The sequence below is a fragment of the Bradyrhizobium sp. DN3 genome, assembly GCF_041357655.1.
Taxonomy (GTDB): Bacteria; Pseudomonadota; Alphaproteobacteria; order Rhizobiales; family Xanthobacteraceae; genus Bradyrhizobium.
The window spans coordinates 268,690-284,346 of the sequence record NZ_JAULLN010000003.1; the positions used below are offsets into that span (position 1 = coordinate 268,690).

A 15,657-nucleotide genomic window follows, 5' to 3' on the forward strand; every position below is an offset into this window, starting at 1 on the left:
CGGGATCATGGCTGCTTGGCTCCACTTCCCGTTGCCCCCGGCCCCGGTGCTGGCCCGGTCTGTCCCTTCTGGTCGCCTTCGCTGCTCTTGCGCTTGGCGCGGAACTCGCCGTCCTTGCCCTGTCCGTCCTTCTGGCCTTCCTTGGCACCATCCTTCTTCTGAGCGTCCGGCCCGCGTGAGCGCTTGCGCGGGGCAAGATCGGCCGAGGGGGTCTGGTCGTCGCGGCCGACCGTCACCTTGGAGCCGTCGGACAAATTGGCAAAGCCCGTGGTGACGACCTGGTCGTTCGGCGACAGGCCGCTGGCGATGACGGCGTCATGCTCGTTCTGCTGCGTCACCGTCACGGGCTTGGCCGAGACGATGTTGTCCTCGCCGATGACATAGCTGAAGGTCCCGATCGGACCACGCTGCACCGCAGAGGTCGGCACCACCAGCGCCTGCGTCAAGGTCTCGACCTTGAGGCGGACATTGACGAACTGGCCCGGCCAGAGCTGGTAGTTGGCGTTGGGGAATTCCGCCTTGAGCCTGAGCGTGCCGGTGGTCTGGTCGACCTGGTTGTCGATGCCGGTGAGCTTGCCGGTATCGATCACCGTGATGCCGTCATTGCCGAACACGTCGACAGCGAGCGCACCCTTCGCCGCCGCGGCATTGACGCGCATGATCTGCTGCTGCGGCAGGCTGAACCACACTGCGATCGGCTGCAACTGCGTGATGACGACAAGGCCCGTTGTGTCGGAGGCGTGGATGATGTTGCCCTGGTCGACCTGGCGCAGGCCGACGCGGCCCGAGAGCGGCGCCACGATCTTGGTGTAGCTCAGCGTCGCCGCGGCATTGTCGATCGCGGCCTGATCCGCCTTCACCAGCGCCTCGGTCTGCGCCACCAGGGCCCGCTGCGTGTCGGCCTGCTGCTTGGAGCCGGCATTGGTGGCGGCGAGCTGCTCGTAGCGCGTAAGGTCAATGCGCTGGTTGGCGAGTTGGGCCTGATCCTGCGCCTTCTTGGCCACCGCCTGATCGTACTGCGCCTGATAAATCGCCGGATCGATCTCGCCGAGCACGTCGCCCTTCTTGACGTCCTGACCTTCGGTGAAATTGACCGCGATCAGCTTGCCGTCCACCTGCGAGCGCACGGTCACGGTATTGAGCGCGCGGATCGCACCGACGCCGTCGAGATAAACCGGCACGTCCTGGACGCGCGGGCTCGCCGCCAGCACGGGCACCGGCAGATCGGGCCGCTGGTTGCGGTTGTTCGCCTGCTGCTGATGCGTGACGGTCCAGCCGAGATAACCAAGGCCGCCGAGGATCGCGAGCGTGATCAGGGTCATGACCAGGCCGCGGCCGCGCGATTTTTTCGCCGTCCCCTCCTTCGCGCCTTGCTTCGTCTCCGGCTTAAAGAGCATTGACCGGTTTCTCCATCCTCGGCTCCCAACCGCCGCCGAGCGCCTGGTACAGGCTGACGATGGCGAGAAGCCGCGCGAGTTGGGCCTGCGACAGCGCGTCTTCCGCCTGGAACAGGGTCAGTTGGGTGTTGAGCACGGTCACGATGTCGGCAGTGCCGGCGCGCAATTGCTGCTCGGAGAGATCGAAGGCGCGGCGCGAGGCGGCGACGACATCGCGCTGCAATTGCAGCTTGATCGTGGTCTGCTTGATCGAGAACAGCGCATTGTCGACGTCGGCAAAGGCCTGGACGATGGTCTTGCGGTAGGTCTGGAGCAGCTCGTCCTGACGCGCCTTGGCAAGTTCGAAATTGCCGAGGATCCTGCCGCCGTCGAAGATCGGCTGCGTGGCACTGCCGACGAGCTGGAAGAAGGCGGCATGCGGCTGGAACAGCGAGACCAGCGCTGAGCTCTGATAGCCGCCATTGCCGGTCAGCTGGATCGTCGGAAAGAATTGAGCGCGGGCATTCCCGATGTTTGCGGTGGCCGAGGCGAGCTGCGCCTCCTGCCGGCGGATGTCCGGCCGCTGCGTCAGGATCTCGGACGGCAGGCCGGGCGTGACGCGCGGGATCGCGATCCGGTCCAGCGAGCCGCCGAGCACGCGCACACTCTCCGGCGGGCGCGATACCAACACAGCCAGCGCGTTGATGTTCTGGTCGAGCGTCTGGCGCAGTGGCGGCACCAAGGCCTTCTGGTTCGCGACCAGGCTCTCCTGCTGGGCGACGTCAAGATCGCTTCCGGTGCCGGCCTTACGCCGCTCCTTGACCGCATCGAGGATGCGTTGCGCGCTCGCGATGTTGCGCTGAGAGGTCCTGATGCGGTCCTGCGAGGCCAGTACCTGGAAATAGGCATTGGCGACGGCCGCCAGCGTCGTCAGCGCGACCGTGTCGCGATCGAAGCGGTTGGCGTTCGCCGTCTCCTCGGCCGTTTGCAGCGCATCGCGGTTCTGGCCCCAGAAGTCGAGCTGGTAGCTCGCGCTCAGCGAGGCCGAATAGTTGACGACCTCGCGTCCGCCGATGGACAGGCCCGAGGCGCTCGAGCCCGAGGTACGTGAATAGGTTTCCGATCCGGCCGTGGACAGGCTCGGCAGCAGCGCCGCGCCCGCCTGCCGCGCCTGGGCGTCGGCCTGGACGATGCGCGCCACCGCAGCGGCGATGTCGAGGTTGACGGTCTGCGCCTCCTGCATCAGCTGCGTCAGCTCCGCGGAGCGGAAACCGCGCCACCAATCCAGCGGCGGCGGCGCATCCCCTTTGCCGGCGTATTTGTACTGCGTGGGAACATCGAGCGCGGGATCGGGAAGATCCTGCGTCAGCACGCAAGCGCCCGAACTGGCCGCGAGGCACAGCGCCGCAAGCCAGCGCGCCGCGTGCCGCGTCCTGGACGCAGACCCCGGAGACCGCCGCATGGCGATCGCAGGAACAACTTGTGTCACATCCACCCCCCGCCGGGCAGATCGAGCCGCCACCGCGAAGCCGGATTAACCGATTCGCGGCGGCGCAGTCGGGGGGCGTTGGACGACTCGTTCACAGCTGTGATGCTTTCTGCGGAACCTGAGACCCATATTAGCCGGGCGCGGAACTGCGGGACAGTCCCGCAGGTGCGAGAGGCGCGCCGGAACGGACCGACATGAGGACCGCGCAAATGCAAGATGTCCTTGTCTTGCAGCGGCTTCTTGCATTTCAGCGCCGCACTGACACGTGCTCAAGCTTACTAAGATTTCATGTGATATTGCCGCAACACCGGGGCGGCTAGATCCTATCGCACGGCTTATCAGCACCCACGCGGCTTCAGCTCGATCTCGAGGTCCGGCCGGACCACTCTCACGAGATCGTCAATTGCCGAACACGAACGCGCCTCGCTCAGATATGCCTTCAAACTTCCAGGCGCCTTTCACCCAGCTCGACATCGAGACATGCCGCCGAAGGCGAAGATTGTCGCGAGGACCGCCCACGACGATCGTTATCTTCCGTGCTCGGACGAAGATCGCCCATATTCTCCTACCGATATCCCGCCTCGCGGCCAGCACATCATCGCCGGGTCTGTGCTCTCAAAAATATCCCTGCTGCGGCGGGGGCTTCGACCGGTTTCGCCGCAGCGCAAAAGCCTTCCCCTTTTGTCTTGCAAGCACTAGGTTCTGGCCAAGCTGATCAACCCCTTTGCCAGTGATTTCCCCCGATATGACCATCAAGAATGACGTTGTCGAAGCCATCGGCAACACCCCGCTCATCAAGCTCAAGCGCGCCTCGGAATTGACCGGTTGCACCATCCTGGGCAAGGCCGAGTTCATGAATCCCGGCCAGTCGGTGAAGGACCGGGCCGGCAAATGGATGATCCTGGAGGCCGAAAAGCGCGGCGAGCTGAAGCCGGGTGGTCTCGTGGTCGAAGCGACGGCCGGCAATACCGGCATCGGGCTTGCGGTCGTTGCGAGCGCGCGCGGCTATCGCACCCTGATCGTGATCCCGGAGACGCAGAGCCAGGAGAAGAAGGATTTCTTGAAGCTGTGCGGCGCCGAGCTGATCGAGGTGCCGGCCCTGCCCTATGCCAACCCCAACAGCTACCAGCATGTCGGCCGGCGCCTTGCCGACGAGCTGCGCAAGACCGAACCCAATGGCGTGCTCTTCGCCGATCAGTGGAACAACCTCGACAACGCCAAGGCGCATTACGAATCCACAGGACCCGAGATCTGGGAGCAGACCGACGGCAAGGTCGACGGCTTCGTCTGCTCGGTCGGCAGCGGCGGCACGCTCGCCGGCGTCAGCCGCTATCTCAAAGAGAAGAACAAGAACATCCGCATCGCCTGCGCCGATCCGCACGGCGCCGGCATGTACGAATATTTCAGGACCGGCGATCCCAAGGCTACGCCCGGCGGCTCGATCACCGAGGGCATCGGCCTCAACCGCGCGACCGCGATCGTCGAGACGGCCAAGGTCGATGACGCCTATCTCATTCCCGACGCTGAAGCCGTCAGCGCGATCTATGAGCTGCTCCAGCACGAAGGCCTGTGCCTCGGCGGCTCCACCGGCATCAATATCGTCGGCGCGATACGCCTTGCGAAGCAGCTCGGACCCGGCAAGACAATCGTCACCGTGCTCTGCGATTCCGGCAGCCGCTATCAGTCGAAGCTGTTCAACGCGGACTTCATGCGCGCCAAGAACCTTCCCGTGCCGGAGTGGCTGGAGAAGCGCAGCAACATCAAGCCGCCATTCGTCTGACTGCCGTAGGCTTCCTCACATCCGGAAAGCGCGCGCCCAAGGGGCCCGCGCGGCCGGCTGTTTACGCGACGTCGCCGCGCTCGGAGGCCGCGGCACAATGGTCGCGCCAGAACTGGCGATAGCCCGCCTCGACCCCGCGCGTATAGATCTCGACATTGCCGGCCGGGGAAGCTGCGATCCGAGCCGGCAACTCCGCGCGCAACTTCGCCAGCTGCGCAGGCTGCGCCGCATATTTGCACGCGATTGCGGCGTAGCCCTCGTCGTCCTCGGCGACCCAGTCGTCGAGCCCGACGGCAGCCACGATGGCGCCACCGGCGCGCGACGAGGCACCGTTGCCGAGCTTGGCGACGACTGGAACGCCCGCATAGAGGGATTCCCAGGTGCTGACGCCGCCATTTTGCGGGAACGTGTCGAGGGAGATGTCAACCTGCGCGAAGGCCAACAGGTGCTCGTGGCGTGGGGTCGAGCCCATGCAGATGACGTTCTCTTCGGCGATCCCCTGCGCCACGAACCGCGCGATCAGACTGTCGCGCAGCAAGGAATCATCGAGCAAAGTATGCTTGATGATGATCTTCGATCCGGTCACCTCGCGCATCACTTTCGCCCACACGCGGATTGCCTGGTCCGAGATCTTGTAGATGCGGTTGAACACGCCGAAGGTGACATGGCCGTTGCGGAGCATGGGAAGCTCCGAAGGCGGCACATCCAGGATCGGATCGGTCGTGATCAGGCACGGCAGATCGTGAACCTTTTCGGCGAGCAGATGGCGCGCCGATTGCGGAATGAAGACCGGATCGGCGAGCACGTAGTCCATGGTCTGAAGGCCCGTACCGGTCGCGTGGCCGAAGCCCGTGACCTGGATGGGAGCCGGCTTGCGGGCGAATACGGGTAGCCTGTTGCCGGTCGAATGCCCGGACACGTCGATCAGGATATCGACATTGTCGGCCTGGATACGATCGGCCAGCTCGTCGTCCGTAAGCTGCCAGGCGTCCACCCAGACGTCCGCCAACGACTTGAATTCGGCAGTCATCTCGTCTCGCAACGGCGAGCACGAATAGCAGACGATTTCGAATTCCGCGTGATCATGATGGCGCAGCACCGGCAGCAGGCCGAACGCCGCCGAATGGTACCAGAACTCGGCAGCGACATAACCGATCACGATCCGCCTGTCAGGATCGAGTTGCCGGGGTGAGAGCTTCCGTTGCGGCAACCTGGCGCCGATCGCGTCCCACCAATATTTTCGCGCGGCCTGCTGGACCGCGAAATCGGCGTCGGAAAGAAAATCCAGAAAGTGGATCTTCCGCGCGATCAAGTCCGCATGGTCCGGCGCGAGTGCCAGCGCGGCGTCGAGATGCTCGATCGCGGATGCGATCTCTCCCTGGTTTGCAAAACAGGCGCTGAGCAGCGTCATCGCGATCGCGGAGCGCGGATTTTCCTCGAGCAAGGTCTTGACGGCCGCAATCGCCTGCGCCGTGTTGCCCATGGCAAGCGCGACCTGCGCCTTTCCCTGCAAGGCCACCTCGAGCCTGGGCGAAAGCGCCAGCGCTGCATCAAAATCCGCTGCCGCCCGCTCCGACCGCGACAGCTCGAGATGGAGCCGTCCGCGGTGTGCCAGGGCCTTGGCCGAATTGGGCCTGATCGTCAGCGCCGCGCCGAGCGCGGCTTCCGCCTCATCGTAGTGCTTGAGCTCGATACTGACCACGGCTTTGCCGACGAGCGCTTCCACGTGCCGCGACTGAAACACCAATGCGCGCTCGAAACTTTGCTTGGCGCGATCAAACTGGCGCAGCGTCAGCTCCGCCAAGCCTCGATTGCAAAGCGCATCGGCATGGTCCGGCTTCAGCCGAATGGCGCGGTCGTACGATTCGATCGCCTGTTCGGGCAGGTTCAGGTGGAGCAGCGTATTACCGAGGCTGGTCAGGGCCTGCGGAAAATTCGGCTTCAGCGCGATCGCCTTCTCCTGACATGCGCGGGCGGCCTCAAATTGCCCGAGACCGGAGTGTACGGTCGCGAGATTGTTATAGGCCTCATGCGAACGCGGCTCGAGCGCGATCGCGCGCGCGAGCAGCTGTTGCGCCTCCTCCAGGCGGCCGCCTTGATGCGCGCACAGGCCGAGCAGGTGCGTGGCGTCGAAATGATCGGGAACGGCTTGCAGGATCTGACGGCACAGCGCCTCGCTCTCTGCATATCGTCCCTGGCCATGAGCACTTGCCGCGGCGGAGATGATGGCGTCCGCCTGCTTCTTCAATTTCTTCTGCAATCGCGCGTTCTGGAACGCGCGCGCGCCGGCGCCGCTGCTCTGCAAGGTATCTCTCCGGAGGATGGCCCGGAGAGAGTCTAACTGATTCGCGGCCGGCGCCGCCCCGTCAGCTGGACCAGTAACGCCCCGGGGGCAACCGACCTGCTTATGCCAGGTCGCCGCCGTCCGAGGCGGCGGCACAATAATCGCGCCAGAACTGGCGGTAACCCGCCTCGAGCTCACGCGTGTAGATCTCGACATTGCCGGCGGGCGAGGCTGCAATCTGAGCCGGCAACTGCGCGCGCAACTTCGCGAGATGATCGGGCTGCGTCGCAAATTTGCGCGCGATCTCGATATAGCCCTCGTCATCCTCGGCGACCCAGTCGCCGAGACCGACGGCGGCCACGATGGAGGCGCCGGCGCGCGACGACGCCCCGTTGCCGAGCTTGGCCACCACGGGAACACCCTTGTAGAGCGATTCCCAGGTGCTGATGCCGCCATTTTGCGGGAACGTATCGAGGGAAATATCGACCTGGGCAAAAGCCGCCAGGTGGTCGTTGCGCGAGGTGGTGCCCAGGCAGGTGATGTTCTCCTCGGCAACGCCCTGCGCCACGAAGCGCGCGACCAGGCTATCGCGCAGCAATTGGTCATCGAGCAGACCATGCTTGAGGATGATTTTCGATCCCGGCAGCTCTCGCATCAAACGCGACCACACCCGGATCGCATCGTCCGATATCTTGTAGATGCGGTTGAACACGCCGAAGGTGACGTAGCCGTTGCGGAGCATCGGCAGCTCGGAAGGCGCCAGATCCGAGACGGGCTCCATCGTGATCAGGCACGGCAGATCGTGGATCTTTTCGGCAAACAAATGCCGAACCGATGGCGGAATGAAAATGGGATCCGCGAGCACATAGTCCATGGTCTGCATGCCCGTGCCCGTCGCGTGTCCGAAGCCGGTGGCCTGGATCGGGGCCGGCTTCCGCGCGAAGACCTGCAGCCTGTTACCGGTCGTGTGGCCCGAAACGTCGATGAGGATGTCGACATTGTCGGCCTGAATGCGATCGGCGAGTTCGTCGTCCGATAGCTGCCAGGCGTCGACCCAGACGTCCGCCATTTGCTTGAACTTGGCGGTGTACTCGTCCTCTCCCGGCCAAGAGTAGTAGCAGATGATTTCAAATCTGGCGTGATCATGATGGCGCAGCACCGGCAGCAAAGTGAGCCCCGCCGAGTGCTGCCGGAATTCGGCAGCGACATAGCCGACCACGATCCGCTTTTCCGGATTAAGCGGCCGCTTCGGCAGCTCCCTTCGCGGCAGCTTGGAGCCGATCAAGTCCCACCAGTCTCGTCGGACCGCCTGCTGGACCACGAAATCGGCCTCGGCACGGTAGTCCTGCAAGAAGATCTTGCCCCTGATCGCATCGCCATAGTCCGGTCGGATCGCCAGCGCACGATCGAGATATTCGATCGCGGCGTCCATGTCCCCCTGGTTCGAATAAGCGAAGCCCATCAGCGCCAACCCCATCTCGGAGCGCGGATTTCGCTCGATCAAGGTCGTAGCGGCCGCCATCGCCTGCGCGGTCTTTCCCATGACGAGGCAGGCCTGCGCCTTCCCCCGGAGCGCCAGTTCGAGCTTGGGCGAAATCGCAAGCGCCGCCTCGAAATCCGCAAGCGCGGGCTCCAGGCGCTGCAGCTCGTAACTGAGGCGCCCGCGCTGGGCCAGGATCCTCGGCGCGCCGGGCTTGATCGCGAGCGCCATGGCAAACTTGGCTGCTGCTTCCTCGTGGTGCCGCAGCTCCATGCTGACCATGCCGCTGCCGACGATGGCCTCGGCGTGACGCGGCTGAAACAGCAGGGCGCGATCGAAACTTTCCTTGGCGCGAGTGACCTGTCCAAGCAAGATCTCGACCATGCCGCGATTGCAGAACGCATCGGCATAATCCGGCTTCAACTTGATGGCGCGTTCGTGCAGCTCGAGCGCCTGTCCGTACAGCCCTAAATGCATCAGCGTGTTGCCGAGGTTGGTCAGCGCGACCGCGAAATTCGGCTTCAGCGCGATGGCCCTCTCCTGACACCGGCGCGCCTGTTCGTAGTTGCCAAGGTCGAAATGCACGGTGGCGAGATTGTTATGGGCATCGTGCAGGCGTGGATCGAGCTCGATCACGCGCTCAAGCAATTGTTGCGCCTCCTCCAGGCGCCGGCCGTCATGCGCGCACATACCGAACAAGTGCATGGCGTCGACATGATCCGGAATCGCTTTCAGGATCTCACGGCAGAGCGCCTCGGTCTCGGCAAATCTGCCCTGGCCATACGCGGCGGCCGCGGCGGCGAGGATGGCGTCCGCCTGCTTCATCAATTTTTTCTGCAATCGCGCGTTCTGGAATGCGCGCGCGCCGCCACTGCCCTGCAAGGTGTCTCTCCGGAGGATTGCCCGGAAAGAGTCTAACTGATTCGCGACTGGGGCCGGCTGATCAGCTGGAGCGGGGACGCCCCCGGGATTTCCCGGGGCTCAGCGCAGGATCTGGCTCAGGAAAAGCTTGGTGCGGGCGTGCTGCGGGGCGGCGAAGAATTCTTTCGGCGTGTTGGCCTCGATGATCTGGCCGGCGTCCATGAACACGACGCGGTTGGCGACCTCGCGGGCAAAGCCCATCTCGTGGGTGACGACCAGCATGGTCATACCCTCCTCGGCGAGATCGACCATGGTGTCGAGCACCTCCTTGACCATTTCGGGGTCGAGCGCCGAGGTCGGCTCGTCGAACAGCATCACCTTCGGGTTCATGGTCAGCGCACGGGCGATCGCGACGCGCTGCTGCTGGCCGCCGGACATCTGGCCGGGAAACTTGTTGGCCTGGTGCGGGATCTTGACCCGCTCCAGGAATTTCATGGCGGCCTCCTCGGCATCCTTCTTGGGGATGTTGCGCACCCAGATCGGCGCCAGCGTGCAATTATCGAGGACCGTGAGATGCGGGAACAGATTGAAACTCTGAAACACCATGCCGACTTCGCGTCGCACCGCATCGATACGCTTGAGGTTCGGACCGAGCTCGATGCCGTCGACGACGATCTCGCCCTCCTGGAATTCCTCGAGCGCGTTGATGCAGCGGATCAGCGTCGACTTGCCCGAACCCGAGGGCCCGCAGATCACGATGCGCTCGCCCTTGTGAACCTCGAGGTCGATGTCGCGCAGGACGTGAAAGTCGCCGTACCATTTGTTGAGGCCGGAAATCTTGACGATGGGGTCGGACATGGTGAGCTCCATCAGTTGCGGCGGTGAGCGTTGAGGCGGTGCTCGACGAACAGCGAGTAGCGCGACATTCCAAAGCAGAAGATGAAATAGATGACGCCGGCAAAGGCAAAGCCGGTGAACGCGGTCGACGGCGTCGACCATTTCGGATCCGAGAACGAGGCGCGGAGCGAGCCGAGAAGATCGAACAGCGCCACGATCGAGACCAGCGAGGTGTCCTTGAACAGCGAGATGAAGCTGTTGACGAGGTTCGGAATGACGTGGCGCAGCGCCTGCGGCAGCACGATCAGCGAGGTCGTCTTCCACCAGGATAGCCCCAGGGCCGCGGCCGCCTCGCCCTGCCCGCGCGGAATCGCGGCTAAGCCGCCGCGGACGTTCTCGGCCTGATAGGCGCCCGTGAACAGCGCAATCCCGATCAGGGCGCGCACGAGCCCGTCGACGGTGAAATTGCCGGGCAGGAACAAAGGCAGCATATAAGTTGCGAAGAACAGCACGGTGATCAGCGGCACGCCGCGCCAGAATTCGATGAAGGCGATCGAGAAGATCCGGATCAGCGGAATGGTGGAGCGGCGGCCGAGCGCCAGCGCGACACCGATCGGTAGCGAGGTGACGATGCCGGTGACGGAGACCACCAGCGTCACCAGAAGGCCACCCCAGAGATTGGTTGCGACAACCGGCAATCCCCCACGGTCGAGGCCCATCAGCTTGATGACGATCGCGATGCCGATGAAGGCGGCGATGCTGGATGCCAGAGCCCGCCCCCCGGTGCGAATGCCACCACCAAGCACGAAGGCGATCAGGCAGACAATCGCGGCCGTGATGGCGAAATCGGCCCAGACCGGCTGCCCCGTCTCCTGGATCTGGTCGCGCAGCCAGGTGAGCGGAAAGATCAGCCAGGAGATCGCCGTGCCGACCAGCAGGATGAGGCTTCCGACGGCCCACAGCAGCGGTGCGATGGCGGACGTCTTGCTGAGATTGAGCAGCGCCTGCCCGGCGCCGATGAGGCTTTCGTCGAACAATTGCAGCAGGCCGGCCGTCCAGCTCAGGCCCAATCCCCTGAGGCCGCCGCCGTGCAACAGGAAGAATGCCACCACGGGAAGGGCGATGAAGAACAGGCTGGCATTCAGCCCCTTCGCGGGCAGCCTGGGAATGAGCATCGGCGCCAGCAGGACCACCGCCAAGACGAACGTGAGATTGACCCGCCAGCGCTCGGCCTCGGGATAGAAGCCATAGATCAGTTGCGGCAGCTTGGCCTGGATGTAGGGCCAGCAGGCCCCGACCGCAAAGCCGGCGTTCTCGGCGAGGCAAGCCGTGCGATCCTTGCCGGTCCAGACCGCATCGACCATCAGGAACTTGACCGAGGGAACGATGGTGAACCAGAGCAGCAGCGCGCCCACGATCGTGAGCAGGATGTTGGTCGGCGAGTTGAACAGGCGGGTGCGCAGCACGCCGATGAAGCCCGTGGTCTTGACCGGCGCGGGACGCTCGGCGACCAGGTCCCGACGGACGAAGGCGGACGTCGCAATATCGCTCATGCGCCGAGGCTCCGGCTGACGCGCCAACCGTAGACGCTCATGATCGCGCTGGTGACGAGGGAGATCAGGAGGTAGACGCCCATCGTCATGGCGATGATCTCGATCGCCTGGCCGGTCTGGCTCAGCGAGGTGCCGGCGAATACCGACACCAGATCAGGATAGCCGATCGCGACCGCCAGCGAGGAATTTTTCGTGAGGTTGAGGTATTGGTTGGTCAGCGGCGGCACGATGACGCGCATAGCCTGCGGCACGACGATCAGCCGGAGCGTGGTGCCGCGGCTGAGACCCAGCGAGGACCCCGCCTCCATCTGCCCCTTGTGGACGGACAGGATGCCGGCGCGCACGATCTCGGCGATGAAGGCGGCGGTATAGGTCGATAGCGCCAAGGTCAGCGCCACGAACTCCGGGATGATGCGCGAGCCGCCGGCGAAATTGAACCCTTTGAGCTGCGGCAACTCGACGGTGAAAGGTAAACCGAACACCAAGATGGTGGCGAGCGGCAGCCCGAACAGCAGACCCAGCACATACGGCCAGATCCGGATCATCCGCCCTTCCTGAAACAGCGCGCGCCGCGCATAGATGCGCAAGGCCAGCGCCGCGACGATGCCGAGCGCCAGCATCGCCAGGAACGGCTCGAGACCGCTCTCGCCGATCGGGCTGGGAACGACGAGGCCGCGATTGCTAAGGAAGGCAATGCCGAGCAGCGAAATGCTCTGCCGCGGATTGGGCAACGCCGCCAGCACCGCGAGGTACCAGAACAGGATCTGGAACAGCAGCGGCAGGTTGCGGATGAGCTCGACATAGATCTCGCCGACGCGCGACAAGAGCCAGTTCGGCGACAGCCGGCACAGCGCGACGATGAAGCCGATCACGGTCGCGAAGACGATGCCGACCACCGAGACCACGAGCGTGTTCAGGAGCCCGACCACGAACACGCGCAGGAACGTGTCCGAGCCGGTGTAGGGAATCAGGGTCTGATTGACGTCGAAGCCGGCATTGTTGCGGAGGAAGCCGAAGCCGGCGGCGATGTGCTGGTTTTCGAGGTTGGCGCGGGCGTTGGAGACGATCTCATAGCCGATCCAGCCCAGGATCGCCGCGAAGGCAAACTGGACGGCAATGCCGTTCCAGCCTGCCTTGCCGCCCAGCACACGCCTGATCTTCAGCGCGATCTGGGGCGGCGGTTTACGGGCCTCGGTGCTCATCGCCGCGAGCTGCGGATCAGGGTGATCAGCGGATCGGCGGCGCGTACTGGAGACCACCCTTGTTCCAGAGATTGTTGAGCCCGCGATTGATGGCCAGCGGCGAGCCCGAGCCGACGTTGCGGTCGAACACCTCGCCGTAATTGCCGACCGCCTTCACGATCCGCACCACCCAGTCCTTGGTCAGGCCGAGCTGTTCGCCGAAATTACCGTCGCTGCCGAGCACGCGCTTCAGCTCCGGGCTTTCCAGCTTCGCCTTCTCGTCGACGTTCTTCGAGGTCACGCCGAGCTCTTCAGCCGTGATCATCGCAAACAGCGTCCATTTCACGATGTCGAACCACTGGTCGTCGCCGTGGCGCACCATCGGCCCGAGCGGCTCCTTCGAGATGATTTCGGGGAGCACCATATGGTCGTTGGGATTGGCGAGCTTGAGGCGGTTGGCGTACAGGCCCGACTGGTCGGTGGTGAAGACGTCGCAGCGGCCGGCTTCATAGGCCTTGACCGTTTCGTCGTTGGTGCCGAACGCGATCACCTCGTACTTCATGTTGTTGGCCTTGAAGTAGTCGGCGAGATTTTGCTCGGTGGTGGTGCCGGTCTGCACGCAGACCGATGCGCTATTGAGCTCGAGCGCGGAATTCACCTTGAGGGACTTCTTCACCATGAAGCCCTGCCCGTCATAATAGGTCACGCCGGTGAAGTTGGCACCGAGCGAGGTGTCGCGCGAGATGGTCCAGGTGGTGTTGCGCGAGAGCACGTCGATCTCGCCGGATTGCAGGGCCGTGAAGCGGTCCTTAGCGGACAGCGGCACGTATTTGACCTTGGTCGGATCGTTGAAGATCGCCCCGGCGATGGCGCGGCAGACGTCGACGTCGAGCCCGGTCCAGTTGCCCTTGTCGTCGGGCGATGAGAAGCCCGGCAGGCCCTGGCTGACGCCGCAGGACAGCATGCCCCGGTCCTTGACGGTCTTGAGCGTTTGCGCATCGGCGGCCTGCGCGGTGAGGCCCGTGGCGAGAGCCAGAGTGAGAGCCAGGGTTACGCGTTTCATGGGCTTTGGGCCTTTCAAAATCGTCTCAAGTGTCGGGAACGTTGTCTTTGGGGTCATCTCTGCCAGGGTCAATCGTACCAAGGCTAGCCTTGCAAGACTCATGCTGGCAAACCTAGCCGAACACCCGCCGATCCCGGGAGGCCATACCTTCATCCCCGCCGAAAGGCGCCCGCCATTATGGCTGTAGCGCAAAGTCCGGTCAGGCGATGGATCGAAGGTCGCGGCAGGCCCCTCAACATGCGGCGACTGAATAGCACCTGCGCATCACAGAACGACTGGCGTGCCGGGTCAAGGGGTTGACGGGACTCTTCTGTGTTCTGTTATTAATGTGTTCTGTTATTAACGACAGCGGCCTTTCGGCCAGCCCGCGGGCGCGACGCGCCCGCTGGAAACGCGGTTTTGAAAGCAGACGCATGGATTCCTCGCACCCCTCCCAGCAGCAGGCCGAGACCCGGCTGGTCACCTCCGGCCGCGACACCAAGGCGCAGAAGGGGTTCGTCAATCCGCCGGTATTTCACGGCTCGACCGTGCTCTATCCGACCGCCGAGGACCTGCATGCCCATCGCGGCGAGTTCACGTATGGCCGCCACGGTTCCCCCACCACGAAGGCCTTCCAGGAGACGCTGATGGCGCTGGAGGGGCCGCAATGCGCCGGCGTCGGCATCGTGCCGTCGGGACTGTCGGCGATCTCGACCACCCTGCTCTCGGTGCTGAAGGCCGGCGACCATCTCCTGGTCTGCGACAACGTCTATCGGCCCTCGCGCAATTTCTGCAACGGCATGCTGACCCGCTATGGCATCGAGACCACCTATTTCGATCCGCTGATCGGCGCCGGCATCGATAAGCTGTTCAAGCCCAACACCCGTGCCGTCCTGGTGGAGGCGCCAGGCTCGCAGTCGTTCGAGATGCCCGACATCCGCGCCATCGCCGAGGTCGCCCATGGTCGCGGCGCGATCGTCATCGACGACAACACCTGGGCGACGCCGCTCTATCACCGCTCGCTCGAACAGGGCGTCGACATCAGCATGCAGGCGGCCACCAAATATATCGGCGGCCATTCCGACATCATGTTCGGCACCATCTCGGCCAACGCCAAGGCTTGGCCGATGGTCGCCGAAGGCATCCGCCTGCTCGGCGTCTGTGCCGGCCCCGACGACGTCTTCCTGGCGCTGCGCGGTCTGCGCACGCTGTCGGTGCGGCTGGCGCAGCATCATCGTTCGGGGCTCGACATGGCGCGCTGGCTCGCCGCCAGACCCGAGGTTGCGCGCGTATTGCATCCGGCACTCGAAACCGATCCCGGCCATGCGATCTGGAAGCGTGACTTCACCGGCGCGTCCGGCCTGTTCAGCATCGTGCTGAAGCCGGCGCCGCAGAAGGCGGTCGACACCATGCTCGACACGCTCAAGCTGTTCGGCATGGGCTTCTCCTGGGGCGGCTTCGAGAGCCTCGTGATTCCCTTCGACTGCGACAGCTATCGCACCGCGACCAAATGGGCGCCGGGCGGCCCGACTCTGCGCCTGCACATCGGGCTCGAGAGCGTCGACGACCTCAAGGCCGATCTCGACCGCGGCTTCGCTGCTCTCAAGGCGGCAACGTGAGCCTGCTCACAGGGCATCGTGCGCGAGGACGCGGCATCGCGCGCCGCGGGAACGTGCACGCGCCGTAAACGTTAACGGCGACGCGCCAACAAATGATTTGATCCGCCGACGTTTGGCGCTAGCCTCACCAATCGACTCCAATCCGGACACGGAGC

General features: G+C 64.2%; 10 protein-coding genes. 2 read left to right on the forward strand and 8 right to left on the reverse strand.

The features are described from left to right. Positions 1 to 5 precede the first annotated feature (5 nt). Both AAE027_RS06565 and AAE027_RS06570 read right to left on the reverse strand, forming a co-directional pair. Complete coding sequence (locus AAE027_RS06565; RefSeq protein WP_370987366.1) at positions 6 to 1,397, reverse strand: efflux RND transporter periplasmic adaptor subunit; 1,392 nt, start codon at positions 1,395 to 1,397, stop codon at positions 6 to 8. Continuing rightward, complete coding sequence (locus AAE027_RS06570) at positions 1,387 to 2,871, reverse strand: efflux transporter outer membrane subunit (protein ID WP_370987367.1); 1,485 nt, start codon at positions 2,869 to 2,871, stop codon at positions 1,387 to 1,389. The genes AAE027_RS06565 and AAE027_RS06570 overlap by 11 nt, the downstream gene beginning before the upstream one ends. Positions 2,872 to 3,610: 739 nt before the next feature. On the opposite strand from AAE027_RS06570, the gene AAE027_RS06575 reads away from it, so the two are divergent. Next, complete coding sequence (locus AAE027_RS06575; protein WP_370987368.1) at positions 3,611 to 4,645, forward strand: cysteine synthase A; 1,035 nt, start codon at positions 3,611 to 3,613, stop codon at positions 4,643 to 4,645. A 61-nt stretch (positions 4,646 to 4,706) separates the two neighbouring features. Here the strand turns inward: AAE027_RS06575 and AAE027_RS06580 are convergent, their stop codons facing one another. From AAE027_RS06580 to AAE027_RS06605, 6 genes are all read right to left on the reverse strand, one after another. Further along, positions 4,707 to 6,950, reverse strand: coding sequence for an O-linked N-acetylglucosamine transferase, SPINDLY family protein (locus AAE027_RS06580; RefSeq protein WP_370987369.1), 2,244 nt, complete (start codon positions 6,948 to 6,950; stop codon positions 4,707 to 4,709). A gap of 100 nt (positions 6,951 to 7,050) precedes the next feature. Then, positions 7,051 to 9,291: an O-linked N-acetylglucosamine transferase, SPINDLY family protein gene (locus tag AAE027_RS06585; protein ID WP_370987370.1), complete on the reverse strand. Its 2,241-nt coding sequence runs from the start codon at positions 9,289 to 9,291 to the stop codon at positions 7,051 to 7,053. Positions 9,292 to 9,390: 99 nt separating this feature from the next. Further along, the gene (locus AAE027_RS06590) at positions 9,391 to 10,128 is read right to left on the reverse strand and encodes an amino acid ABC transporter ATP-binding protein (RefSeq protein WP_370987371.1); all 738 of its coding nucleotides are present in this window, start codon (positions 10,126 to 10,128) and stop codon (positions 9,391 to 9,393) included. A gap of 11 nt (positions 10,129 to 10,139) precedes the next feature. Further along, positions 10,140 to 11,660 carry an amino acid ABC transporter permease gene (locus AAE027_RS06595; RefSeq protein WP_370987372.1) on the reverse strand — a complete coding sequence of 507 codons (1,521 nt, stop codon included), beginning with the start codon at positions 11,658 to 11,660 and terminating at the stop codon, positions 10,140 to 10,142. Then, positions 11,657 to 12,862 carry an amino acid ABC transporter permease gene (locus tag AAE027_RS06600; protein ID WP_370987373.1) on the reverse strand — a complete coding sequence of 402 codons (1,206 nt, stop codon included), beginning with the start codon at positions 12,860 to 12,862 and terminating at the stop codon, positions 11,657 to 11,659. The genes AAE027_RS06595 and AAE027_RS06600 overlap by 4 nt, the downstream gene beginning before the upstream one ends. 25 nt (positions 12,863 to 12,887) lie before the next feature. Then, positions 12,888 to 13,904 carry an amino acid ABC transporter substrate-binding protein gene (locus tag AAE027_RS06605; RefSeq protein WP_370987374.1) on the reverse strand — a complete coding sequence of 339 codons (1,017 nt, stop codon included), beginning with the start codon at positions 13,902 to 13,904 and terminating at the stop codon, positions 12,888 to 12,890. A gap of 413 nt (positions 13,905 to 14,317) precedes the next feature. Here AAE027_RS06605 and metC point away from each other — a divergent pair, with 413 nt between their 5' ends. Beyond that, positions 14,318 to 15,502, forward strand: a complete 1,185-nt coding sequence (gene metC, locus AAE027_RS06610) for a cystathionine beta-lyase (protein WP_370987375.1) — start codon at positions 14,318 to 14,320, stop codon at positions 15,500 to 15,502. Positions 15,503 to 15,657: the final 155 nt, after the last annotated feature.

Bases quoted from the DNA above. Each gene is read 5' to 3' on its own strand.
- AAE027_RS06565 (WP_370987366.1), bottom strand. From the start codon at position 1,397: ATGCTCTTTAAGCCGGAGACGAAGCAAGGCGCGAAGGAGGGGACGGCG.
- AAE027_RS06575 (WP_370987368.1), top strand. From the start codon at position 3,611: ATGACCATCAAGAATGACGTTGTCGAAGCCATCGGCAACACCCCGCTC.
- AAE027_RS06590 (WP_370987371.1), bottom strand. From the start codon at position 10,128: ATGTCCGACCCCATCGTCAAGATTTCCGGCCTCAACAAATGGTACGGC.
- AAE027_RS06595 (WP_370987372.1), bottom strand. From the start codon at position 11,660: ATGAGCGATATTGCGACGTCCGCCTTCGTCCGTCGGGACCTGGTCGCC.
- AAE027_RS06600 (WP_370987373.1), bottom strand. From the start codon at position 12,862: ATGAGCACCGAGGCCCGTAAACCGCCGCCCCAGATCGCGCTGAAGATC.
- AAE027_RS06605 (WP_370987374.1), bottom strand. From the start codon at position 13,904: ATGAAACGCGTAACCCTGGCTCTCACTCTGGCTCTCGCCACGGGCCTC.
- metC (WP_370987375.1), top strand. From the start codon at position 14,318: ATGGATTCCTCGCACCCCTCCCAGCAGCAGGCCGAGACCCGGCTGGTC.